The organism is Streptomyces rubellus (assembly GCF_036323805.1).
Classification (GTDB): domain Bacteria; phylum Actinomycetota; class Actinomycetes; order Streptomycetales; family Streptomycetaceae; genus Streptomyces.
In genome coordinates this window covers 139253-162191 of record NZ_JAZDCX010000005.1, presented here as the reverse complement: position 1 = coordinate 162191, position 22939 = coordinate 139253, and the positions used below count along the sequence as shown (strand labels likewise).

Annotated in this window: 22 protein-coding genes and 2 pseudogenes; 9 read left to right on the top strand and 15 right to left on the bottom strand. The window is 73.5% G+C overall.

Annotated elements, in window-relative coordinates; all coding sequences use genetic code 11:
• Window positions 1-15 precede the first annotated feature (15 nt).
• From V1L54_RS07825 to V1L54_RS07810, 4 genes are all read right to left on the bottom strand, one after another.
• Complete coding sequence (locus V1L54_RS07825; protein WP_330117154.1) at window positions 16-1605, bottom strand: SpoIIE family protein phosphatase; 1590 nt, start codon at window positions 1603-1605, stop codon at window positions 16-18.
• 16 nt (window positions 1606-1621) lie between these two features.
• On the bottom strand, window positions 1622-2164 hold the full coding sequence (locus V1L54_RS07820; protein WP_330117153.1) for a methanogen output domain 1-containing protein: 543 nt from the start codon (window positions 2162-2164) through the stop codon (window positions 1622-1624).
• A 240-nt stretch (window positions 2165-2404) separates the two neighbouring features.
• On the bottom strand, window positions 2405-2551 hold the full coding sequence (locus V1L54_RS07815) for a hypothetical protein (RefSeq protein ID WP_330117152.1): 147 nt from the start codon (window positions 2549-2551) through the stop codon (window positions 2405-2407).
• A gap of 207 nt (window positions 2552-2758) precedes the next feature.
• On the bottom strand, window positions 2759-4492 hold the full coding sequence (locus V1L54_RS07810) for a lysyl oxidase family protein (RefSeq protein WP_330117151.1): 1734 nt from the start codon (window positions 4490-4492) through the stop codon (window positions 2759-2761).
• Between the two features lie 633 nt (window positions 4493-5125).
• Between V1L54_RS07810 and V1L54_RS07805 the strand changes: the two genes are divergently transcribed.
• Window positions 5126-5584, top strand: a complete 459-nt coding sequence (locus tag V1L54_RS07805) for a nuclear transport factor 2 family protein (protein ID WP_330117150.1) — start codon at window positions 5126-5128, stop codon at window positions 5582-5584.
• A 158-nt stretch (window positions 5585-5742) separates the two neighbouring features.
• Here V1L54_RS07805 and V1L54_RS07800 read toward each other — a convergent pair whose 3' ends face one another.
• The 6 genes and pseudogenes from V1L54_RS07800 to V1L54_RS07775 all read right to left on the bottom strand — a co-directional run bounded on the left by V1L54_RS07800 (window position 5743) and on the right by V1L54_RS07775 (window position 9744).
• A complete protein-coding gene (locus V1L54_RS07800; protein ID WP_330117149.1) occupies window positions 5743-6000 on the bottom strand; it encodes a hypothetical protein in 258 nt (85 codons plus the stop codon).
• A 932-nt stretch (window positions 6001-6932) separates the two neighbouring features.
• Window positions 6933-7073: pseudogene (locus V1L54_RS07795) on the bottom strand (peptide-methionine (S)-S-oxide reductase MsrA); the annotation flags it as partial.
• Window positions 7074-7089: 16 nt separating this feature from the next.
• Window positions 7090-7362, bottom strand: coding sequence for a hypothetical protein (locus V1L54_RS07790; RefSeq protein WP_330117148.1), 273 nt, complete (start codon window positions 7360-7362; stop codon window positions 7090-7092).
• On the bottom strand, window positions 7359-7715 hold the full coding sequence (locus tag V1L54_RS07785; RefSeq protein ID WP_330117268.1) for a DUF6247 family protein: 357 nt from the start codon (window positions 7713-7715) through the stop codon (window positions 7359-7361). Before V1L54_RS07785 ends, V1L54_RS07790 begins: the two co-directional genes overlap by 4 nt.
• Window positions 7716-7817: 102 nt before the next feature.
• Entirely contained in the window at window positions 7818-8483 is a 666-nt protein-coding gene (msrA, locus tag V1L54_RS07780; protein WP_330117267.1) for a peptide-methionine (S)-S-oxide reductase MsrA, read from the bottom strand.
• Between the two features lie 49 nt (window positions 8484-8532).
• Window positions 8533-9744 (bottom strand): hypothetical protein, encoded by a 1212-nt coding sequence (locus V1L54_RS07775; RefSeq protein WP_330117147.1) that lies wholly within the window; start codon window positions 9742-9744, stop codon window positions 8533-8535.
• Between the two features lie 49 nt (window positions 9745-9793).
• Here V1L54_RS07775 and V1L54_RS07770 point away from each other — a divergent pair, with 49 nt between their 5' ends.
• From V1L54_RS07770 to secD, 4 genes and pseudogenes are all read left to right on the top strand, one after another.
• The gene (locus V1L54_RS07770; RefSeq protein ID WP_330117146.1) at window positions 9794-10972 is read left to right on the top strand and encodes a cystathionine gamma-synthase; all 1179 of its coding nucleotides are present in this window, start codon (window positions 9794-9796) and stop codon (window positions 10970-10972) included.
• A 14-nt stretch (window positions 10973-10986) separates the two neighbouring features.
• Window positions 10987-11208: pseudogene (locus V1L54_RS07765) on the top strand (response regulator transcription factor); the annotation flags it as partial.
• Window positions 11209-11255: 47 nt separating this feature from the next.
• Entirely contained in the window at window positions 11256-11693 is a 438-nt protein-coding gene (locus tag V1L54_RS07760) for a hypothetical protein (protein WP_330117145.1), read from the top strand.
• A 78-nt stretch (window positions 11694-11771) separates the two neighbouring features.
• On the top strand, window positions 11772-14084 hold the full coding sequence (gene secD, locus V1L54_RS07755) for a protein translocase subunit SecD (RefSeq protein ID WP_330117144.1): 2313 nt from the start codon (window positions 11772-11774) through the stop codon (window positions 14082-14084).
• Between the two features lie 112 nt (window positions 14085-14196).
• On the opposite strand, the gene V1L54_RS07750 is transcribed toward secD, so the two are convergent.
• Both V1L54_RS07750 and mca read right to left on the bottom strand, forming a co-directional pair.
• Window positions 14197-14412, bottom strand: coding sequence for a hypothetical protein (locus tag V1L54_RS07750; RefSeq protein WP_330117143.1), 216 nt, complete (start codon window positions 14410-14412; stop codon window positions 14197-14199).
• 4 nt (window positions 14413-14416) lie between these two features.
• The gene (gene mca, locus V1L54_RS07745) at window positions 14417-15289 is read right to left on the bottom strand and encodes a mycothiol conjugate amidase Mca (protein WP_330117142.1); all 873 of its coding nucleotides are present in this window, start codon (window positions 15287-15289) and stop codon (window positions 14417-14419) included.
• A gap of 98 nt (window positions 15290-15387) precedes the next feature.
• On the opposite strand from mca, the gene V1L54_RS07740 reads away from it, so the two are divergent.
• Window positions 15388-15807, top strand: coding sequence for a DUF4307 domain-containing protein (locus tag V1L54_RS07740; RefSeq protein ID WP_330117141.1), 420 nt, complete (start codon window positions 15388-15390; stop codon window positions 15805-15807).
• A 141-nt stretch (window positions 15808-15948) separates the two neighbouring features.
• The gene (greA, locus tag V1L54_RS07735) at window positions 15949-16446 is read left to right on the top strand and encodes a transcription elongation factor GreA (protein WP_100202637.1); all 498 of its coding nucleotides are present in this window, start codon (window positions 15949-15951) and stop codon (window positions 16444-16446) included.
• 109 nt (window positions 16447-16555) lie between these two features.
• Here the strand turns inward: greA and V1L54_RS07730 are convergent, their stop codons facing one another.
• From V1L54_RS07730 to ilvA, 3 genes are all read right to left on the bottom strand, one after another.
• Window positions 16556-17419: an ABC transporter permease gene (locus V1L54_RS07730; protein ID WP_330117140.1), complete on the bottom strand. Its 864-nt coding sequence runs from the start codon at window positions 17417-17419 to the stop codon at window positions 16556-16558.
• The gene (locus V1L54_RS07725) at window positions 17416-18441 is read right to left on the bottom strand and encodes an ATP-binding cassette domain-containing protein (protein WP_330117139.1); all 1026 of its coding nucleotides are present in this window, start codon (window positions 18439-18441) and stop codon (window positions 17416-17418) included. The genes V1L54_RS07730 and V1L54_RS07725 overlap by 4 nt, the downstream gene beginning before the upstream one ends.
• Window positions 18442-18717: 276 nt before the next feature.
• Window positions 18718-19971 carry a threonine ammonia-lyase gene (gene ilvA, locus V1L54_RS07720; protein ID WP_330117138.1) on the bottom strand — a complete coding sequence of 418 codons (1254 nt, stop codon included), beginning with the start codon at window positions 19969-19971 and terminating at the stop codon, window positions 18718-18720.
• 221 nt (window positions 19972-20192) lie between these two features.
• Between ilvA and V1L54_RS07715 the strand changes: the two genes are divergently transcribed.
• Both V1L54_RS07715 and V1L54_RS07710 read left to right on the top strand, forming a co-directional pair.
• Complete coding sequence (locus V1L54_RS07715) at window positions 20193-20753, top strand: MarR family winged helix-turn-helix transcriptional regulator (RefSeq protein ID WP_443076531.1); 561 nt, start codon at window positions 20193-20195, stop codon at window positions 20751-20753.
• 74 nt (window positions 20754-20827) lie between these two features.
• Window positions 20828-22918 (top strand): thioredoxin domain-containing protein, encoded by a 2091-nt coding sequence (locus tag V1L54_RS07710; protein ID WP_330117137.1) that lies wholly within the window; start codon window positions 20828-20830, stop codon window positions 22916-22918.
• The last annotated feature ends 21 nt before the right edge of the window (window positions 22919-22939 follow it).

Sequence of the window (22939 nt, the reverse complement as noted above, 5' to 3'; positions counted from 1 at the left end):
GCCCGCTCGTCCCGCTCACCCCGCCGGCTCGTCCGCCACCGGGAGCCGGACGGCCAGCAGGGCGCGGTCGTCGGGGAACTCGGCACCGGGCTGGTGGTGCAGGAACAGATCACACAGCTCGTCCACGGTACGGCCGGCGCTGTCCCGGGCGAGGGCGGCCAGCCGGGCGAGCCCGACGTCCAGCGACTCCCCGCGGCGCTCGATCAGCCCGTCGGTGTAGAGCAGCAGGGTCTCGCCGCCGCGGACGGTGAGCCGCGCCTCCCGGTACCGCACCTTCGGCACCGGGCCCAGCGGCGGCGCGAGCGCCCGGTCGAGATACCGGCTGCCGCCGTCGGCCCCGACCAGCAGGGGCGGCGGATGCCCGGCCCGGGCGTAGCGCACCGCGCCGGTGCGGTGGTTCAGCACCAGATAGCAGGCGGTGGCCATCAGACCGGGGTGGTAGGAGTCGACGAAGGCGTTGAGCTCCCGCAGGACGGCGGCGGGGGAGTTGCCGAAGCGCAGGACGATGCCGCGCAGGGCGGCGCTGATCCGGGCCATGGCGGCGGCCTCGGCCAGCCCGTGCCCGGCCACGTCCCCGATGCTCACCCCGGTGCGGTCCGCGTCCAGCGCGTAGACGTCGTACCAGTCGCCGCCGACCTCGACCATGCTGGTGCCGGGGGCGTAACGGCAGGCCGTCCCCAGGCCGGGGACGGCCGGCAGCACCGGCAGCAGGCTGCGCTGCAGCCGCTCGGCCAGCCGGTGCTCGTGCTCGTACAGCCCGGCACGGCGCAGCGCCTGGGCGATCTGCTGCACGACGGCGGTGATGTGCTCCCGCTCCGGGGCGGGAGCGCTCCCGTAGTGGATGACGAGGTCCCCCAGGAGCAGACCGGACACCTCCAGCGGCACCCGCGCGGCGGCCCCGGCGGCCCGCTCGCCGCCGGGGCCGCGGACCGCCGGCCGGTCGAGGTCGACCCAGTCGTCCCCCGAGATCGCCAGCAGGCTCTCGGCGGGTTCCAGGGACGGCACCAGCCGCCGCGAGTGCAGTTCCAGGACGACCTCCGCGGCGTCCAGCGCGGCGGGGGCGGTCTGCCGGGTCGCCCGGACGACCTCGGCCAGCGTGGTCGCCGCGGCCAGGGCGGCGGTGAAGCGGTACAGGCGCTGCATGCGCGCCCGCCCGGCCTGCTCGGCGGCGAGCAGCCGCCCGCGCTCGGCCTCGGCCGCCCGGCGGAAGGCGACCTCCTGGTTGAGGGCCGACACCTGCTGGGTCAGCGCCACGAACTGGTCCCCGTGGTCCAGCCGGGTCAGATGGAGCTGCACCGTCGCGTCCGGGCCCCGCCACCACACCGCCCGCGCGCCGTGGCAGCGGAACCGCACCGGCTCGCCGTCGGGGCCCTTGACCGTCATGGCGCCCGGCAGGGGATCGCCGCTGCGCAGCCAGTGGTCCATGAGCCTGCGCAGCGTGTCCGGTCCGTCGGCCGCCAGCTCGAACAGGACGCCCCCGACGGACAGGCCGGGAAGGGACCGGGCCGCGGTGGGGTTCGCGGCGAGGACCCGGCCGTCCGCCGCGCACAGCAGGACCGGGTCGGGCAGTGGTCTGGTGACGGCCTGGAACAGGCCGAGATCCATCGGGTCCCCGTCCCGGTTATGGCTGCTGCCGGACGAGGGCGCCGTCGTCGAAGTACTCCCGTCCCCCGTACTCCGCCGCCGGGTCCGGATCGGCCTTCAGCCGCACCACGACCCTGCACCCGGCGTCGCCGCGGGCGATCGTCTCCGCCAGCTCGACCCTGGCGTAGCCCAGGTTCCGCGCGGCCACGGTGCCGAAGACGTTCGAGGTCATCATGCACATCGACTCGCGTCCCACCACCTTCTCGGCGAACGGGCAGCTGCGGCCGGCCAGCACGATCTTCTCGTCGTCCTGCTCGACGACGCGGAAGTCGCCCCGGATGCGCTGCTTGAGGTCCACCAGCACCTCGGCCACCTGCTCGCGGCCGAGCCGCTCGACGGCCAGGGCCCGGGTGTAGGACTCGTTGATCTGGGTGCCCACCGACTGGCCGACCAGGCTGATGTAGCCGGAGGCCTCCTGGAGTCCGACGACCGCCTCCAGGGAGGTGGCCAGCTCCCGCACCAGCGTGCGCATGAAAACGTCCCGTTCCAGCGGGATGTCGAGCTCCGCCGCGTGCTTCACACTGGCCCTCCGCGCCGCCGTGACCGGTACCGCACGGTGCGCGCGGCTCCTCCACGGTAAGTTGCCGGGACCACAAGGGCAATCAAGCCGGGAACCGGCCGTCCCGCCGCCGCACGGGCGGGTCCGGAGGAGGGCCGCCAGGCCCGTGAGGGACGGCGCGGGGCCGGGAGGCGGTGGCCGTACCCCCGTTCCGGCCACTTCCCCCCGGCCCCCGTTCACACCCGCGAGGCGGGTGGGACCTCAGCCGCCGGGCCTCTCCCCGGCGGACGGTTCCGCCGCGACCACCGCGGCCGCCACGCCCGCCGGGGCCTGCCGCAGGGACGCGGCGATCCCGTCCGCGTCACGGAGGACCACGACGGCCGGATCCTGTCTGCTGGAACCGAACATGACAGGATCCTCCCCCGAAAGCGGTCCGGAGCCCAGCGAATTGAGGCACTTCTGAGGTCCCGCCGGCGGTACGGCGCCGTGCGCCGGCACCACGCGCACGGCCGCCGGTCCCGGGCACGGGGGCCCGGGACCGGCGGCCGGGAGGGCGTCAGGCGTCCCGGAGGAATCAGACTGTCCGGGCTGTCCGGACCGCCCGCGCCGCCCGGATCAGTTGGCGTCCACCAGGCCGTGCGGCGGCACGGTCACCGTACGGGCGCCCTTCTCGCCACCCAGGACGACCTTGCGCAGCGCGCTGTTGTTGTCCGTGTCGGTCTCCTTCAGCCGCTGCTCGGGGTTGGCCAGCACCTGGATGTAGTAGGTGCCGTTCGGCAGGTCGGTGATGTCGAAGGACTGGTCGGGCAGGTCCTGGGTGTAGGTGTCGCCGGAGCCGACGTCCAGCACCTCGCGGACGGAGATCGAGTTCTCCACCCCGCAGGCGGTGGACAGGTCGGTGTTGTGCGGGTGCCAGTCGGCGTTCTCCACCGTGTAGTCCACGGCGTCGGTGTTGGCCAGGCAGAACGCCTCCTTGCCGCTGCGCACCGCCTCCTTCTTGTCGGCCTTCAGCAGCCGGTAGCTGGCGAAGTCGGTGAAGTGCCAGTGCTCGTGGCCCTCGCGCGGGTCCCACTCCATGGTGCCGGTGGGGGTGTAGCCGACCTGCTTGCCGTCGGCGTCGTGGAAGTACTGGTAGGCGTCCATCAGGTCCTTGCCCGGGGTGCGGAAGCCGTCGACCACCAGCGGCGCGGGGCCCGCGTTCCACACGTTGGCGCTGAAGGCCAGGTAGTCGCGGTCCGGGGCGGACTCGTAGCCGTCGGTGGTGGTGATGCCGTAGGCGGGCAGGGAGCGCAGGTCGGGCAGGGGCACGTCCGGCACGCCCGCCTTGCCGGTGGGGCGCTTGGCGGCGGGTTTCAGCGCGGGCGCCTGCCGGGAGCCGTCCGTAAGGCCCGGCCCGTCACCGATCCCACCGTCGAGCGCGTCACCGCCCTCCTCGCCGTCCGTTCCCCTCACCGGCGCCCAGGGCAGGGCGGGCGGCGCGGGCGGGTACGGTCCGTGGCCCACGTTGTACGCGGGGCCCGCCCGGTCCGCGGCGGCCGCGGGCGGCGCGTCGGCGGCCGGGTGGTGCGCGTGCCCGGCGGTGTGGGAGCCGTGGGCCGAGGCGCCGTCCGGCAGGCTCTCGCCGCCCTCCTCGTCCTCCCAGCTGAGCTCGCGCACGGTCATCGCCACCGTGCGGGGCTCGTCCGCGATGCCGAACGCCTCGCGGTACCGCTCGGCCACGGACACCGTGGCGGTGTACTTCCCGGCCGGCAGCTCGACCTCCTGCTCGCCGTCGTAGCGGTAGGTGTAGGTGTTGGCCGCCCAGCCCTCCTCGATGCCCCACACCGAGCCGAGGGTGAACGGGTTGGTGGGGCAGCTCTCGGGATACCGGGACGTGGCCGGTGCGTCGGGGCTGATCCGGCCGGAGGCGTTGTTCGGGCAGAAGTCCTGGGTCTCCTCCAGGACGGTCTCGCCGCTCTCGTCGGCGACGGTGACCTCCAGGAACCCCGGCAGCCCCGAGAACCGGTCCACCAGACCCTCGGGGAGGACCTCGGTGCGGGTCCCCCCGCCGTCGCGGACGACCTGGGTGGCGACGACCGGGTCGCCGTAGGACTTGCGGGTCACCCTGATCTCCAGCGGCCCGTCCTCGGCGGTGACGTACGTGCCCAGGTCCAGGAAGAAACCGGGCGAGTCCGTCCAGGAGGTGAAGGTCAGCGAGGTGCTGGCGGCGACCAGGCCGAGCTTCGGCGTGCCGTCCGCCCCGTCGTCCTCGGCGGCGGACGCCACGGCGGCGATGCCCGCGGTCACGGCGAGGGCTGTGGTCGCGGCGAGTGCCGAGTGCCACGGGCGGATCCTGTGGGGGCGTGTCATCGTGCTTCGTTCCTCCGATTGCCTGCGGTGACAGATCGGATGACAGTCGGCGAACGGATGAGCCGGCCGGAGCGGTCGGAACACGGCGGGTCTGCCCGCGTCTGCTGTCTCCGGTGCGGATGAGGGAGGAACGGGGCCCCGGGGTTGTCCACAGGCCCGTGAGCGGCCGGTCATTGGCCGAAAACCCGTCGTGGACAACGAATCAGGACGTTCTCCGGGTACTTTCGCCGCGTCGGCGCCCCAGTGTGCTAAGGCGCGAACTCCACGACCGCGCCCGCACGGTGGCCCTCGCCGCCCTCCGCGCCTGAACGCCCCCGAGCGGCGTCGGCCGGGCGACTCCGGCCGGTCCCCGCCCAACCGGCCCACCTACCGGCTCCCGACCCGTTGCCCCACCCGCCCTCACGAACCGGCTCCGCTCGCCGGAGCCGTTCGGGACCGCCGCACGGCCCATGCCGGTGGCCGGACCGGACCGGACCGAAAGCGGCCCGCCGCCTCACCCTCCGCCACCGCGGTGGCCTGCCCCGGTCATCGAGATCCCGTCGCCCGCCGGCCGGCGTTAACCTCGACCACGGAGGACCTCGCGGCAACTCCCCGGCGAGCAACCGAGACCAGGTCCGAGGACGGAGGAGGACGATGAGTCCGGTCGAGATCCCGCAAGCGCTCGGGAAGCCCTCCTACGACTCGGAGAAGGAGATATGGCGCACCCTCTGCGCGTACTGCGAGGCCATCGACACCGCCGACTTCGACGGAGTCGCGAGGCTCTGGAAGCACGGGACGTGGCCTTTCGCGGACGGGCCGGGGCCGGAACCGGTGCGCCGCTGGCTTGACGACCACGTGATCCTGCACGACGGGCAGACGCACACCAAGCACCAGCTCACGAACGTCGTGATCGACGTCGACGAGGACTCGGGAAGCGCTTCCTTCACAAGCTGCGCCAGCATATGGCAGGCACTCGCGGACTTCCCGCTCCAGCCGATCATCTACGCGCGCTTCAACGGCACCTTCGAGCGCGTGGACGGACGGTGGTGGTGGAAGACGCTCGAGGTGATACCGGACCTGACAGGCGATACCAGTCGGCACGTCCGCGGGTGAAGAAGGGCTCACAGAAGAGACGCGCGCTTTTCATCGGGAGATCCCGGACTCCCTGGTCCCGCTCGGCGTCAGCTTCCACCGGCCGACCGGCCCGACGGGGCCTTCTCCCTCACCCCGGGCGCCGGCCCGGGTGCGGCCCGTCCTGCCGTTCGTGGCGGTCAGGAATCCTCGGAGTCCTGCTCGAAACCGAAGTAGACGCTCAGCCAGTACGGCTCGTCCTCGTCGTGCAGGAAGTCCCAGGAGGTGTCGACGAGGAAGACCTCGCGCCCCTCCACCCACTCGGCGGCCTTCCTGAGGACGCCCGCGGCGGTGGTGGCGTGGAACAGCTTCCGGGCGACGGGGTGGACCTGGGTTTCGGCGTCCGAGTCGTCGAACCCCTCCGGGACGTCCAGGCAGAGTCCGGGATCGATCTCCACGGGCTGCGTTCCTTCCGGCGAGTCCACGGGCGCGAGCCGACGGGGGCCGGCGCCCCGAGCACGGCACCCGGTAAGACAGCGGCACCCCCGGGGAGGTCGCCCGTACCGGCGGGCGGCCGGTGGCCGCCGGTGACGTGGGCGTCGTCCGTGCGTACTCCCCGCGGTGGATGCCGCTCACCGCCGGGGCGGAGTGGCAAGCGCGGCGTCCAGAATGCGGCCGATCCCGGAGGCCACCCTGCGGGCACCTGCGCGGCTCTCTCCGAGACGAGCCCCTCTTCCGTCCCCCGAGCAGCGCCGGACGGCATGCCGAACCCACTCCCCCTGGTCGTGACCGACCGTGTGCCGCCGAGGCAGACGACGGCACACAGCGGACATCAACCCGACCGTACCCAGGGAGAGGAGCTGCGACGAGGCCAGGACGTGACGGTCTGCCGACCGCCTACTTCAGTGCCAGGCCGGGGATGAGGGCGATGAGCCCGGACAGGAAGCTCTCCCCACGCCCGCAAGTGTGACCACAGCGGCCTTACTGTCCGAGAACAGACCGGAACAGAACTCCCTGACCTGTCGGCGGAGGATGAGCATCTTCAGTTTCTGCCACCGATGCTGGCGTATGCGGCAGCCCAGGAGCAGGCCGTATGCGTTGTTCCGGCAGCCGTCCTTGTGGCCCCGGACCGGGGCACCGCACGTGACGGGTGCCTGGAAGAAGGACCACACGCCTGTGGCCGCCGAGAGGATGACCACGACTGCCGGTCCGACAGTCCGGTCAACCCACGCCGCAATGAGCAGGGCGCCCGTGAGGACGCCCCACCAGCGTTCCAGTCCGCCGTATCTGCTGCGCGCCGAGGTGGCCATGCCCGGATACTTATGCTCGGACGGACAGCGTTACTCGGGGATGGTTCACATTGGCCGGATCCGATTCAGGGAGCCAGCCATCACTCTCCGGCGGGGGCGATGCCGGTCGGGCAGGAGCGGCCCCAGTTCGTCTCGGACGGGGCACTTAGCTTGACGCCTGTGCCGCCGATGCCGCAGTAGCCGCCCGGGTTCTTGCCGAGGTACTGCTGGTGGCTGGAGTCGCCTGCACACTCCCGTTCACAACTGGTCGAAGGGCGGGACGATCCTCACGACGACGATCAGGCGGTCCCTGGGGGAGGCCAGGAAGTAGAACCAGCCGCCTGCCGCGTCCATACGGCGCAGTCCGCCGGTGCGCGGTCCGTTGCCCAGGTCTCCGATGTCGACGCCCATGCCGGCCAGTTCGGTGAGCTGGGCGGCGAGGCGTTCCACTTCGGCGGTGATCTCGGCCGGTACTCCGCCGGTGACGTGCGCGCTGTCCGGGTCGTATTCCCAGCGCCAGGTGTCACTCACCGCTGGGGCGGGGTGGCGAGCGCGGCGTGCGCGTCGTCCAGGATGCGGCCGATCTCGGAGGCCGCTTTGCGGGCCTGGTCGGCGTCGCCGGTGGCGGCGAGGTCCTCCAACTGCCGCAGCCGCTCCGCCAGGTGGGGATGCCGCTGGATGTGCACCTGGACCGCCCACTGGGCGACGAAGCGCCGCAGCGGCGCGAGGTCGGAGCCCTGCCGCGCCTGGTCGGCGGCCTGGTCAAGCTCCCGGGTGAAGGCAGGCAGGGCCGCCGGTGCGATCTGGGCGACGGCCTGCCGCAGCGCGGCCACCGTGGCGGGCGGCTGGGGGATGAGCGGTCGGCCTGTGGCGGAGGTGGTCATGGCGTCTCCCATGGGCGGGATTCTGCTCGCTGCGGGCAGCGTATCCGGCGGGGGCCGCCCGCAGTCGTCCGAACGAGTGACGACGGCGGACGGCCCGGCCGGTCAGCCCTCTGCCTTGGCCACGCCGACGGGGCAGGCGACACCGGTTCCGCCGATGCCGCAGTAGCCGCCCGGGTTCTTGTCGAGGTACTGCTGGTGGTAGCCCTCGGCCGGGTAGAACGGGCGGGGGGCGGCGGGGAGGATCTCGGTGGTGATCGTGCCGTGGCCCGAGGCGGTCAGGACCGACTGGTACGCCTCGCGCGAGGCCTCCGCGGCGGCCTGCTGGGCGGGGGAGTGGGTGTAGACCGCCGAGCGGTACTGGGTGCCCACGTCGTTGCCCTGGCGGAAGCCCTGGGTGGGGTCGTGGGCCTCCCAGAACACCTTCAGCAGCTCCTCGTAGGAGACCTTCGCCGGGTCGAAGACGACCCGGACGGCCTCGGTGTGCCCGGTCAGGCCCGAGCAGACCTCCTCGTACGTCGGGTTCTCGGTGTGGCCGCCCTGGTAGCCCACCAGGGTCGTCCACACGCCCGGCGTCTGCCAGAACTTCCGCTCCGCGCCCCAGAAGCAGCCCAGGCCGAAGTCGGCGGTCTCCAGGCCCTCGGGGTAGGGGCCCAGCAGGGGGTTGTCCAGGACGGTGTGGCGCGCCGGGACCGTGTAAGGGCGCTCCGGGCGGCCGGGCAGGGCCTCCTCCGGGGTGGGGAGGGACTTCTTGTGGTGGCCGAACAGCATGCTCAACTCTCCTCCGTGCGCCTCGTACGCCTCGTGTGCCGCCGGTGCGTCAGTGCGACGGCGGGGTGCGGGCCGCGTCGCCCCGGGTCTCGTAGCCCGCGACCGCCAGGGCGCGGTACGCCGCGTACTCGGCCGCCGGGTCGCCGCCGTCGACCCACGGCACCGCTCCCACATAACCGTCGACGGCCCGTACCTGTTCCAGGGCCTCCGCGTACCGCTCGGCGCGCACCAGGAAGCACAGCAGCAGATGGCGTACGTGCGGGGCGACGGGGTGGCCGGCGGGGGCGTGGTGCAGGGCGTACTGGGCGCCGGCCACGGCCTGCTCGATCACCGCGCTCCGGTACAGGCCGCTGACCATGTTGGCCTCGGGCAGGTGGTCGTAGACCGCGAAGAGGGGGAGGGCCGGGAGCAGGCTGCCCTCCGGAGCCCGGCCCGCGGCGCCCTCCGCGAAGGAGTAGGCGTCCTCCTTGGAGCCGCAGCCCTTGGCGGACCAGTACCGGAGCGCCGCCAGATGCGCGCCCATGTGGTGCGGGGCCCGGCGGCGGACCTCCTCCCACAGCGCCTCGAAGTCGGCGTGGCGCAGGCCCAGGGCGCGGGCGGCGAACAGGTCGGTGATGTACGGGGTGGGGTCGGCCGGGGCGATGCGGGCCGCCTCGCGGGCGATCTCGCGGGCCTCCTCCAGGATGATCCGCCGGTCCGCCGAGCCGGTGCCGCCCAGCACCTGCCAGACGAGGAACTGCGCGTACACCTGGGCGCAGCCGGCGTCGCGCGGGGACGAGGAGCGCCACTGGCGCAGCCAGCGCGCGTCCTGGGGGACGGGGGCGGCGTCCGGGTCCTTGGAGAGGGAAAGGTCCTTGGAGAGGGAGGGGGAGGGGTCGGCGGGCTCGGCGGGCGGGGGCTGCTCCTCGCCGTCGGCCGGGGCGGTGCGGGAGCGGGCCAGTTCCATGGCCGCCGCGCCCGCCAGCGACTGGACGCGCTGCCAGCGCAGCTCCCAGTCGTCGCCGGTCAGCGCGAGCAGCCGGGCGACGGGCTGCCAGTCCTGGGTCCGCTGGGTCTCCTCCAGCGCGTCGGTCAGCTCCCGGTCGGGGCCGGGCAGCCGCACGTCGAGCCGTTCGGGCGGTACGAAGCCGTAGTGGTCCGGGTCGGTGAGGCGGGCCGGGAGTGCGGCGGAGCCCTCCAGCGCCCGGCGGCGGCGGATCGCGGGAACCACCAGCAGCCCGACGACGGCGGCGATGGCGACGAAGAACAGCAGCGCTTCCATGCCTCTACCGTACGGCCACCGCACGGCCCGCAGACTACGCTCGGGGACCATGAGTGACCAGCACGCAGACCCGAACACGGCCCCGGAGCGGGCGCGGCACTTCGAGACCCTCGCCATCCACGCCGGGCAGGAGCCCGACGCCGCGACGGGGGCGGTGGTGCCGCCGATCCACCAGTCCTCGACGTTCAAGCAGGACGGGGTGGGCGGCCTGCGCGGCGGCTACGAGTACAGCCGCAGCGCCAACCCGACGCGCACCGCCCTGGAGGAGAACCTCGCCGCGCTGGAGGGCGGCCGCCGCGGGCTGGCCTTCGCCTCCGGGCTGGCGGCCGAGGACTGCCTGCTGCGCACCCTGCTGGTGCCCGGCGACCACGTGGTGATCCCCAACGACGCCTACGGCGGCACCTTCCGGCTGTTCGCGAAGGTGGCCGAGCGCTGGGGCGTGGAGTGGGACGTCGCCGACTCCGCCGACCCGGCGGCCGTACGCGCCGCCCTGCGCCCGCGCACGAAGGCGGTGTGGGTGGAGACCCCCAGCAACCCGCTGCTGGGCATCGCCGACATCGCGGCGCTGGCCGGTGTGGCCCGGGAGGCGGGCGCCCGGCTGGTGGTGGACAACACCTTCGCCAGCCCCTACCTCCAGCAGCCGCTCGCGCTCGGCGCGGACGTGGTGGTGCACTCCACGACCAAGTACATGGGCGGCCACTCCGACGTGGTGGGCGGCGCGCTGGTCACCGCCGACGAGTCGCTGGGCGATGAGCTGGCCTTCCACCAGAACGCGATGGGCGCCATCGCCGGGCCGTTCGACTCCTGGCTGGTGATGCGCGGTGTCAAGACCCTGGCGGTGCGGATGGACCGGCACTGCGCCAACGCCGCCCGGATCGCCGGGATGCTGGAAGCCCACCCCAAGGTCACCCGGGTGTACTACCCGGGCCTGGAGTCGCACCCGGGGCACGAGGTGGCCGCCAAGCAGATGCGCGGCTTCGGCGGGATGGTGTCCTTCCGGGTCGCCGGGGGCGAGGAGGCGGCCGTGGCGGTGTGCGACCGGGCGGAGCTGTTCACGCTGGGCGAGTCACTGGGCGGGGTGGAGTCCCTGATCGAGCATCCGGGCCGGATGACGCACGCCTCGGCGGCGGGTTCGGCGCTGGAGGTGCCCGGCGATCTGGTGCGGCTGTCGGTGGGCATCGAGGCGGCGGACGATCTGCTGGCGGACCTGACGCGGGCGCTCGGCTGACCGGGGGTTCGGGCCGGCAGGGCGAGGACGTGCCCGGGCGGGTGCTCACCGCGCGGGAGGAGGAAGTGCTCGAAACCGGTCGCCGGGGGAACTGCGCGAAGCAGATCGCCGGGACACCGGTCGTCAGCGTGAGGACTGTGGCGCGGCACCGTGCGAACATGCTGCACAAGCTCGGGCCGCGGGACAGGCCGGAGCCGATCCGCTACGCGATCCGGGCCGGGCTGATCGAGCCGTGACCCCGGGCCCCGGCGGCCCGTCGCGGGACCACGGAAGGAGGGGCGGCATGACCCGGCGGTCCACCGTGCCCTCCTCCGTACCCCCCACCGGGGCCGGGTGCGCGCAGCCGGCCGGTGACGTGCCCGGCGGCGCGGTCGGCGTGCTGCTGGCGGCGGTGGCCCTGCTGCTGGGGGTGCTCGCCTCCGCCGCCGCGGCGGCCGTGCCGGGCGGCGGCCCGCACGCCGCCTCCCGCACCGACATCAGGCACAGCGCCGACGAACCGTGCCCGGCCGGGTGCGAGGGCGTCCCGCTGCTGCACCGGGGAACCACCGCCGAGCGGCAGGCCGTACCGCCGGGCGGTACGGCCGTACCGGTCCGCGCCGCGTACCCGCCCCCGCCCCGGGCGGGGATACCCGCGCACGCCGCCGTGCCGGGGGCCGCCGGGCCCGGCCCGGACACCGTCCGCCACCGGGGCCGCGCCCCGCCGCCTCCACCGGGCACCTGACAGGAACCCCACACCCGTCACTTCCCGTACGCCCCGGCCCGTCACCGGCCGTGGCGCACGTCCTGCTGGAGGCAACCCTTGACACGCGCCACCCTGGTGCGGGCGCTGATCGCCCTCGCCGTCGTCGCCCTGTCCGCCTACTTCGCCGTCACCACCTCCCCACGGCTCGGTCTCGATCTGCGCGGCGGCACCCAGATCGTGCTGGAGACCCGCGACTCGCCCACTGCCGAGGCCGACCGGGAGGCCACCGACCGCACCCTGGAGGTGCTCCGCCGCCGGGTCGACGCGCTCGGCGTCGCCGAACCCACCATCGCCCGCTCCGGGGACAACCGGATCATCGTCGAGCTGCCCGGGCTCCAGGACCCGCGCGAGGCCGCCGAGGTCCTCGGCCGTACCGCGCAGCTCTCCTTCCATCCCGTCACCGGGACCGCCGAGGAGGGCGCGGAGGCGGGAGAGGAGGAGCAGATCCTGCCGGACGAGTCCGGGCAGCGGCTGCGGCTGGGCCCGCCCGCCCTCACCGGGGCGGAGGTCTCCGGTGCCGAGGCGCAGATCGACCAGCAGACCGGCGGCGGCTGGTTCGTCACCGTCGACCTGCGCGGCAAGGGGAAGGACGCCTGGGCCGACCTGACGGGCGAGGCGGCCTGCTCCCCGCCGGGCGACCCGGAACGCCGGGTCGCGATCGTGCTGGACGAGCGGGTCATCTCCTCGCCGCAGGTCGACCCCTCGGTCCAGTGCGACGTCGGCATCACCGGCGGCTCCACCCAGATCACCGGCAGCTTCAGCCGGGAGGAGGCCAGGGAGCTGGCCCTGCTCATCGACGGCGGCGCCCTGCCGGTGCCGGTGGAGATCATCGAGCAGCGGACCGTCGGCCCGACCCTCGGCGAGGAGGCCATCGAGGCCAGTGCCTGGGCCGCCGTCATCGGCACCGCGCTGACCGCGCTGTTCATCATCGTCGTCTACCGGCTGCTGGGCTTCCTCGCCGTCGTGGCGCTGGCCTGCTACGGGCTGATCGCCTACGCCGCGCTGGTCGCCCTGGGCGCCACCCTCACCCTGCCGGGTCTGGCCGGTTTCGTGCTGGCGATCGGCATGGCGGTGGACGCCAACGTGCTGGTCTTCGAACGGGCCCGGGAGGAGTACGCCGCCCACCGCGGCCGGGGCCTGCGCACCGCCGTCACGGCGGGCTTCCGCAACGCGCTGAGCGCCATCGCCGACTCCAACGTCACCACGCTGCTCGCCGCCGGACTGCTGTTCTTCTTCGCCTCCGGCCCGGTGCGCGGCTTCGGTGTGACGCTGTCCATCGGTGTGCTGGCCTCGATGGTCAGCGCCCTGGTCGTCACCCGGGTGCTGGCCGAGTTCGCCGTCGCCCGGGGCGCGGTCCGCGCCCGCCCGCGGATCACCGGCATCGCCAATGTGGGCCGGGTGCGCGAGTGGCTCACCGAGCGGCGGCCGGACCTGATGGGCCGGCCGCGGCGCTGGCTGGCCGTCTCCCTGGTGGCCGTCGTCCTGGCCGGGTCGGGGATCGCGGTGCGGGGGCTGAACTTCGGGGTGGAGTTCACCGGCGGACGGATGATCGAGTACTCCACCGCCCAGCCCGTCGATCCGGAGGAGGCCCGCACCGCGCTGGCCGACGCAGGCTTCCCGCGCGTCGTCGTCCAGACCTCCGGGGACGGCGACCTCACGGTGCGCACCGAGGAACTGTCCAACGACGAGGCGGCCGAGGTCGCCGAGGTGGTCGAGGAACTGGGCGGGGAGACGGAGAAGGTCCGCGACGAACTGATCGGGCCCAGCATCGGCGACGAGCTGCGCCGGGGCGCGCTGATCGCACTCGGGGTCGCCCTGGCGGCCCAGATGCTCTATCTGGCCGTACGGTTCCGGTGGACGTTCTCGGTGAGCGCGGTCACGGCGATGGTCCACGACGTGCTGATCCTGGTCGGGATCTTCGCCTGGCTGGGCAAGACGCTCGACGGAGTGTTCCTGGCCTCGCTGCTGACCGTGATCGGCTACTCGGTCAACGACTCGGTGGTGGTCTTCGACCGGGTCCGCGAGCTGTGGGCGGCCGACCGGAAGACCCCCTTCGCGCGGGTCGCCAACGCCGCGGTCCTGCAGACCGTGCCCCGTACCGTCAACACCGGTCTGGGCGCGCTGTTCATCCTGCTCGCGCTCGCCGTGCTCGGCGGCGACACCCTGACGGACTTCGCCCTCGCGCTGATCATCGGCATCGTGGTGGGCACCTGGTCCTCGGTGTTCACCGCCACGCCCGTGGCCATCGAGCTGGAGGCCCGCACCGACACGCCGCCGCCCCAGCGCGGCGGGAAGTCCTCCGCGCTCACCGGGCAGCGTTCCCGCCGCCGGCCGCAGCGGCGGCCCGGCGACACCGGCGCCCAGGTGTGACACGTGTGGGGCACCCCCGTGCCGCCGCCGTACGCCCGCCGGGCGTACGGCGGCGGCACGGGGCGGCGGAGCCGGGGACCTTCCCGGCGGGGACGGGCCCGCCCGCGGCGGCTCAGGGACGCTCGGCGTCCCCGGCGGGCCGCTCCTCGAAGTCGACCTTCCCGATGTGGCGGGTCATCGACTTCAGCAGCATCCAGACGGCCACCCCCAGCACGGCGAAGACCAGGAAGCCGAGGATTCCGGGCGTCACCTTGGTCTCGTCGAACTCCTTGGCGAGGTCGACGAGGCCGGCGGCGGGGCTCAGGGCGAGGAAGGTGGTGGGGCTCATGGCGTCAATTGTCGCGGATACCCGCGAAGAGGTCGTCCTCGGGTAGCGAGGTGTCCACCAGCGACTTCGCCAGCTCGTACTCCTCGGTCGGCCAGACCTCCCGCTGGAGGTCCAGCGGGACCTTGAACCAGCCGCCGTCGGGGTCGATCTGGGTGGCGTGGGCGATCAGCGCCTTGTCCCGGATCTCGAAGAAGTCCGCGCAGGGCACATGGGTGGTCAGGGTGCGGTCGGGGCGCTGGAACTCCTCCCAGCGCTTGAGCCACTCGCCGTAGGGGGACTCCAGGCCGCGCTCCAGCATCGCGTTGTGCAGGGCGAGGGTGCGGGGGCGGTTGAAGCCCTGGTTGTAGTAGAGCTTCAGCGGCTGCCAGGGCTCGCCCGCCTCCGGGTAGCGCGCGGGGTCACCCGCGGCGTCGAAGGCCACCATCGTGATCTTGTGGGTCATGATGTGGTCCGGGTGCGGGTAGCCGCCGTTCTCGTCGTAGGTCGTGACGACCTGCGGCCGGAAGGAGCGGATCAGTGCCACCAGCCGCCCGGCCGCCTCCTCGACGTCCTGGAGGGCGAAACAGCCCTCCGGCAGCGGCGGCAGCGGGTCGCCCTCGGGCAGGCCGGAGTCGACGAAGCCCAGCCACTCCTGCTTCACCCCGAGGATCTCGCGGGCCTCGGCCATCTCCTTGGCCCGCACCTCGTGGATGTGCTCCTCGATGTAGGGGTCGCCCTGGAGCTTGGGGTTGAGGATGGAGCCGCGTTCTCCGCCCGTGCAGGTCGCGACCAGCACGTCCACCCCCTCGGACACGTACTTCGCCATGGTCGCCGCGCCCTTGCTCGACTCGTCGTCGGGATGCGCGTGCACGGCCATCAGTCTGAGCTGTTCAGTCAAGGCTCGATCCTCGTTACCTGGTCTCGGAAGACGGCTTCTATAGTGACCGAACCGGCATCCGCTTGTATTCCCCCACCGGACCGACAGGACGTGACCCCATGACCTCCGCGACTCCCGCAGGCGGCGGGCTTCCCCAGGGACGCTACGGGCGCCCGGGCGGCGCCGGTCCGGACCGCGGGCTGAAGGCGGTCGGCGCGGTGCTGGGCGTGGTCTTCCTGGCGATGATCGCCTGGTTCGGGGTGTCGTACGTCATGGGGACGAAGGTCAGCGCCGAGCTGATCAAGTTCGAGGTGGTGTCGGACCGGGAGGTCGCCGTCCATCTGGAGGTCCGCAAGGACGCGGACGTCACGGGCGTGTGCACCGTGAGCTCGCTCGCCGAGGACGGCGGCGAGGTCGGCCGCGCGGACTTCACCTTCGAGGCGCCGGAGAGCCGGATCGACGAGGTCGTCACCCTCCGCACCACGGCCAGGGCGACCACCGCCAAACTGGTCGGCTGTACGGCAGTGGACGGAACCTGACGATCCGCCCCGGGCGGCGGCGGTCCGACCTTCTTCCCTTTTCCCCCGGAATTGTTAGGCTCGTGGTTTCGCCCACCCATGAAGGCGCCACCCTTCGGGTAGGGCGTTGCTTTATATCCCGAGTACCGACGAGGAGCACCTGTGACCCAGACCAGCGACAACGTCACCTGGCTCACCCAGGAGGCGTACGACCAGCTCAAGGCCGAGCTGGAGTACCTGTCGGGTCCTGCCCGCACCGAGATCGCCAAGAAGATCGAGGCGGCCCGCGAGGAGGGCGACCTCCGTGAGAACGGCGGTTACCACGCGGCCAAGGAGGAGCAGGGCAAGCAGGAGCTGCGGGTACGCCAGCTCACCCAGCTCCTGCAGAACGCCAAGGTCGGCGAGGCTCCGGCGGACGACGGCGTGGTCGAGCCCGGCATGGTGGTCACCGTCGCCTTCGACGGCGACGAGGACGACACCCTGACGTTCCTCCTCGCCTCCCGCGAGTACATGAGCTCGGACATCGAGACCTACTCGCCGCAGTCCCCGCTGGGCTCGGGTGTGAACGGCAAGAAGGTCGGCGACGACGCGCGGTACGAGCTGCCGAACGGCCGGACGGCGTCGGTGCGGATCCTGCGGGCCAAGCCGTACCAGGGCTGAGCGCCGGGCCGGTGCCGGAGGCGGCACACCGGCGGTGAGAGAGGGGCGGCCCCCGGGCCGCCGCGGGACGATCCCGCGGCGGCCCGGGGGCCGGTGTGCCGGGTACGGATCAGGCGGCCGAACGGTACTTGCGGACCGCCAGGGTGCGGAAGAGCGCGATGATCACCACCGACCACAGCACCGAGGCCAGCACCGGGTTCTCCATGGGCCAGGCGTCGGGGGTCGGGTAGTCCGCCGGGAGGTTGCCGAACAGCTCGCGGCACGCCAGCACGGTCGCGCTGAACGGGTTCCACTCGGCGACGTTCTGCAGGAAGGACGGCATGTTCTCCGCGGGCACGAAGGCGATCGAGACGAAGGTCAGCGGGAACAGCCAGATCAGCCCGCCGGAGGTGGCCGCCTCCGGGGTGCGCACCGACAGGCCGATCAGCGCCCCGATCCAGGTGAAGGCGTAGCCCAGCAGGAGCAGCAGGCCGAAGCCCGCCAGCGCCTTGAGGATCCCCTCGTGGGCGCGCCAGCCGACGAGCAGCGCCACCACCGCCAGCACCACCAGGGTCAGCGCGGTCTGGACGAGGTCGGCCAGGGTGCGGCCGGTGAGGACCGCGCCGCGTGCCATCGGCAGTGAGCGGAAGCGGTCGATCAGGCCCTTGTGCATGTCCTCGGCGATGCCCGCGCCCGCGCCGGCCGTGGCGAAGGTGACCGTCTGGGCGAAGATGCCCGCCATCAGGAACGAGCGGTAGGCCTCCGCGTCCGCGCCGGCGCCGGGGAGGGTGATGGAGCCGCCGAAGACGTAGCTGAACAGCACCACGAACATGATCGGCTGGATCAGCCCGAAGATGACCACCTCCGGGATGCGCATCATGCGGAGCAGGTTGCGCTGGGCGACGATCAGCGAGTCCGACACGGACTGGCGGATGCCGCCCGCCGAGCGCGGGGCCCGGGTGCCGGGGGCCGGCTCGGCCGTGGTGGTGCTCACTTGACGCTCTCCTTCTGTCCGCCGGTCTGCCCGGCGCCGTGGTTGTCCTTGCCGTTCTCCGTGCCGTTCCCCGGACCGTCCTCCTCGGCGGCGTGGCCGGTCAGGGAGATGAACACGTCGTCGAGGGTCGGGCGGCGCAGTCCGATGTCGTCGATCTCGATGCCGCGGGCGTCCAGGTCGCGGATGACCTCGGCGAGCAGCTTGGCGCCGCCGACCACCGGTACGGTGAGCCGCCGGGTGTGCTCCTCCAGGGCGACCGCGCCCCTGCCGAGGACGCGCAGCACCTCCTGGGCGGCGGTGATCTCCTCGCGCCGGTGGACGACCACCTCGATGCGCTCACCGCCGATCCGCGCCTTGAGCTCGTCGGAGGTGCCTCGGGCGATGACCCGGCCGTGGTCGACGACGGCGATGTCGTGGGCGAGCCGGTCGGCCTCCTCCAGGTACTGGGTGGTCAGCAGCAGCGTGGTGCCGCCGGAGACCAGCTCCTCGATGACCTCCCACAGCGCCTGGCGGTTGCGGGGGTCCAGGCCGGTGGTCGGCTCGTCCATGAACATCACCGGCGGGCTGACGACCAGCGCGGCGGCGAGGTCGAGCCGGCGGCGCATGCCGCCCGAGTACGTCCTGGCGGTCCGGTCGGCGGCGTCGGCGAGGTTGAACCGCTCCAGCAGCTCGTCCGCCCGGCGCTTCGCGTCCCGGGCGGACATCTGGTAGAGGCGGCCCACCATCGTCAGGTTCTCACGGCCGGTCAGATACTCGTCGACGGCCGCGAACTGGCCCGACAGGCCGATGGAGCGGCGCACCTGGTGGGGCTGGGCGAGGACGTCGATCCCCGCCACCGTCGCGCGGCCGCTGTCGGGCCGCAGCAGGGTGGTCAGCACCCGGACGGTGGTGGTCTTGCCGGCGCCGTTCGGCCCGAGCAGGCCCAGCACGGTGCCTTCCGGGACATCGAGGTCGACACCGTCCAGCGCCTTGACGTCGCCGAAGGTCTTGACCAAGCCCTCGGCATGGATGGCACCTGGCATGGCGGTTCTCCCCTGGGATGTGGATGGGCGGAAAAGGTCTTCGGGAGCGGGGCCCGTGGTGGGGGGGGGCGGGCGGCGCGCCGGAGACGTCCGGCGCGGACGGGCCGGCGGGCACCCCGCGGACGCGGCGTGGGTCAGCACTATGCAGCAACGCGATATATCGCGTCAATTCGCGTTGCGCGCCGGGGAGTCGCGTGTCCGCCCGGCTCCGGCCGTCCCCGGGCGGCGGCGTCCCCGGCGCGGGACCGGTGGGTTCGGCACGGCGGGACCGGCCCCTCAGTCCAGCACCGTGTAGCCGGACCGGCGCAGTGACGCCGTCACCTCGGCGCAGTGCTCCGGCCCCTTGGTCTCCAGGTGAAGCTCCACCTCTGCCTCCGCGAGTCCGAGCCGGGGATCGGTCCGTACATGGCTGACGTCGAGGACGTTAGCGTCCGCCACTGACAACTCCCCCAGCAGCGCGGCCAGCGCCCCCGGGCTGTCGGTCAGCCGCAGCCGCAGCGACAGGTAACGGCCCGCCGCGGCCATGCCGTGCCGCAGTGTCCGCTGCAGCACCAGCGGGTCGACGTTCCCCCCGGAGAGCACCGCCACAACCGGCCCCTCGAATTCCTCCGGGGCGGACAGCAGCGCCGCGACCGGAGCGGCCCCGGCCGGTTCCACGACGAGCTTGGCCCGCTCCAGACAGAGCAGCAGCGCGCTGGAGAGCGCGTCCTCGGACACCGTACGGACCTCGTCCACCAGTTCGCCAACGATTTTGAAGGGCACGTCGCCGGGCCGCCCGACCTTGATGCCGTCCGCCATCGTCGCCACCGACTCCAGCGCCACCGGGTGCCCCGCGGCCAGCGAGGGCGGGTACGCCGCCGCGCCCTCGGCCTGCACCCCGACCACCCGTACGTCCGGGCGCAGCGACTTCACCGCCAGCGCCAGCCCGGCGGCCAGACCGCCGCCGCCCACCCCGACGACGACCGTGCGCACCCGGGGGCACTGCTCCAGGATCTCCAGCCCGACCGTGCCCTGCCCGGCCACGATGTCGGGGTGGTCGAAGGGGTGGATGAAGACCGCCCCGGTCCCGGCCGCGTACTCCTGGGCCGCCCGCAGCGTCTCGTCCACCACCTGCCCGTGCAGCCGCACCTCGGCGCCGTACTCCCGGGTCGCCGCCACCTTCGGCAGCGGCGCGCCCACCGGCATGAAGACCGTCGAGCGCACCCCCAGCAGGGAGGCGGCCAGGGCGACACCCTGCGCGTGGTTGCCCGCGCTGGCCGCGACGACGCCGCGGGCCCGCTCCGCGGCGGGCATCGCGGCGATCCGGGTGTACGCCCCGCGGATCTTGAAGGAGCCGGTGCGCTGGAGGTTCTCGCACTTGAGCAGGACCGGCGCGCCCACCAGCGCGCTCAGATGGCGGCTGCCCTCCAGTGCCGTCATCCGGGACACCCCCGAGAGGGTCTTCTGGGCGCTTCTGATGTCGTCGAGGGTGAGGACCGCGGAGCCGTCGGAGCCGTCGGAACCACTGTGCGGGAGGGAACTGGCAACCATGCCGCCAGTCTGGCAGCCCGGTCCCGGGGCGGCCGGGCGCGGACCCCGCCCGGAGGCCGGACGACGGCGTCACGGGGCCCACCTCGGGCTACCGGCGGTAGGTCCTTCCGGGTCCGGACGGATTCGTACGGCACCGGTACGACACGGCCCCGGGACGCGTACTCTGTGGCAAACCCTCAGCCCGTCGTACCCCGTATTCCTCAAGAAGCGAGCCACCGGCCATGCCCACGCACCCGGACATGACGACCGCCCACCCCTACGACGAAACGAGCGAAGCGAGCGTGCAGGCCAGCATGCCCCCCACACCCCCCGGGTCCGGTTCCGGGCCCGGTCCCGACAGCCTCCTCGACGCCATGCAGCACCAGGTGGCGCTCTTCGCGCGCCGCGCCGAGCAGACCCGGCTCGGCGGCGTCGGCCAGGCCCGGAACTCCATGGACCGCGCCGCCTACCTGCTGCTCAACCGGCTCGACCAGGACGGGCCGACGGGCGTCAAGGCGCTCGCCGCGGGCATGGGGATCGACTCCTCGACCGTGACCCGCCAGGTCGCGCCGCTCGTCGAGTCCGGCCTCGTCAAGCGCACCTCGCACCCCGACGACGGCCGAGCGGTCGTCCTCCAGCTCTCCCCGCGCGGCGCCGCGCGGCTGGAGCAGGTGCGCACCTCGCGGCGCGAGCTGATGGCCCTGCTGACCCAGGAGTGGAGCGAGGACGAACAGGCGGTGTTCTGCGAACTGCTCACCCGCTTCAACCAGGCGCTGTCGGACTTCCAGGCGTCGGGTTCCTGACCCGGCCGGGCCGGCACCCGCCGCGCGGACCCGATGGTTCGCCGGTCCGGGGCGCGCGGGGGCAGGATGGGGGCATGGCCAACCGACTTGCCGCCGAGACGTCCCCCTACCTCCAGCAGCACGCCGACAACCCGGTGGACTGGTGGCCCTGGTCGCCCGATGCCTTCGAGGAGGCGAGGCGGCGGGACGTGCCGGTGCTGCTGAGCGTCGGGTACGCCAGCTGCCACTGGTGCCACGTGATGGCCGAGGAGTCCTTCGCGGACGAGGCCACCGCCGCCTACCTCAACGCCCACTACGTGTCCGTCAAGGTCGACCGCGAGGAGCGGCCGGACGTCGACGCCGTCTACATGGAGGCCGTCCAGGCCGCCACCGGGCACGGCGGCTGGCCCATGACCGTCTTCCTCACCCCCGACGCCGAGCCCTTCTACTTCGGCACCTACTTCCCGCCCCGGCCCCGGGGCGGGATGCCGTCCTTCCGGCAGGTGCTGGAGGGTGTACGGGCCGCCTGGGCCGACCGCCGGGAGGAGGTCGCCGCCACCGCCGGGCGGATCGTGGCGGAGCTGGCCGGCCGGAGCATCGGCTACGCCGGCGACGGCACCCCGCGCCCGCCCGGCCCCGAGGAGCTGGGGGCCGCGCTGCTCGGGCTGACCCGGGAGTTCGACGCCCGGTACGGCGGTTTCGGCGGCGCGCCCAAGTTCCCGCCGTCGATGGTGCTGGAGTTCCTGCTGCGCCACCACGCCCGCACCGGCTCCGAGGGCGCGCTGCAGATGGCGGAGGCCACCTGCGAGGCGATGGCCCGCGGCGGGATCTACGACCAGCTCGGCGGCGGCTTCGCCCGCTACTCGGTGGACGAGAAGTGGCTCGTGCCCCACTTCGAGAAGATGCTGAGTGACAACGCGCTGCTCTGCCGGGTGTACGCGCATCTGTGGCGGGCCACCGGCAGCGGACTGGGGCGGCGGATCGCGCTGGAGACCGCCGGCTTCCTGGTGCGCGAGCTGCGCACCGCGCACGGCGCCTTCGCCTCCGCGCTGGACGCCGACAGCCCCGACGGCACCGAGGGCCCCGATGAGGCTGCCGGGCACAAGGAGGGCGCGTACTACGTCTGGACGCCGGAGCAACTGCGCGAGGTCCTCGGCGCGGAGGACGCCGAGACGGCCGCCGCGTACTTCGGGGTGACCGAGGAGGGCACCTTCGAGGAGGGCGCCTCCGTCCTGCGGCTGCCGGACACCGGCACCCCGCTGGACGCCGGGCGGACCGAGTCCGTGCGGCGGCGGCTGCTGGCCGCGCGCGAGCGGCGTCCGCGTCCCGGCCGGGACGACAAGGTCGTCGCCGCCTGGAACGGGCTGGCGATCGCCGCGCTCGCCGAGACCGGCGCCTACTTCGACCGCCCCGACCTGGTCGAGGCGGCCACCACCGCCGCCGATCTGCTGCTGGCCGTCCACCTCGACGAGCACGGACGGCTGGCGCGCACCTCGCGCGACGGCGCGGCGGGCCCCGGGGCCGGGGTGCTGGAGGACTACGCCGACGTCGCCGAGGGCTTCCTCGCCCTGTACTCGGTGACCGGCGAGGACGCCTGGCTGGAGCTGGCCGGCACCCTGCTGGAGACCGTGCTGGAGCGCTTCACCGCACCCGACGGCGCACTGTACGACACCGCCGACGACGCCGAGAAGCTGATCCGCCGCCCCCAGGACCCCACCGACAACGCCGTCCCCTCCGGCTGGACGGCCGCCGCCGCGGCCCTGCTGTCCTACGCGGCCCACACCGGCAGCGCCCGCCACCGCGAGGCGGCCGAACGGGCGCTGGGCGTCGTGACCGCGCTGGCCCCGCGGGTGCCGCGCTTCACCGGCTGGGGACTGGCCGCCGCCGAGGCGGCCCTCGACGGGCCGCGCGAGATCGCGGTGGTCGGCCCGGCCGCCGATCCGGCGACCGCCGTACTGCACCGCACCGCCCTGCTGGCCACCGCGCCCGGCGCGGTGGTGGCGGTGGGGGAGCCGGCACCGGACGGCGGCGCGGAGGTCCCCCCGCTGCTGCGGGACCGGCCGCTGATCGACGGCCGTCCGGCGGCGTACGTCTGCCGCCACTTCGTGTGCGACGCCCCCACCGCCGACCCGGAGCGGCTGGCCCGGGCGGTGGGGACGGTCGCGGACGTCCGGGCGGGGGACTGACCGCCGGGCCGGCCGCCCCGG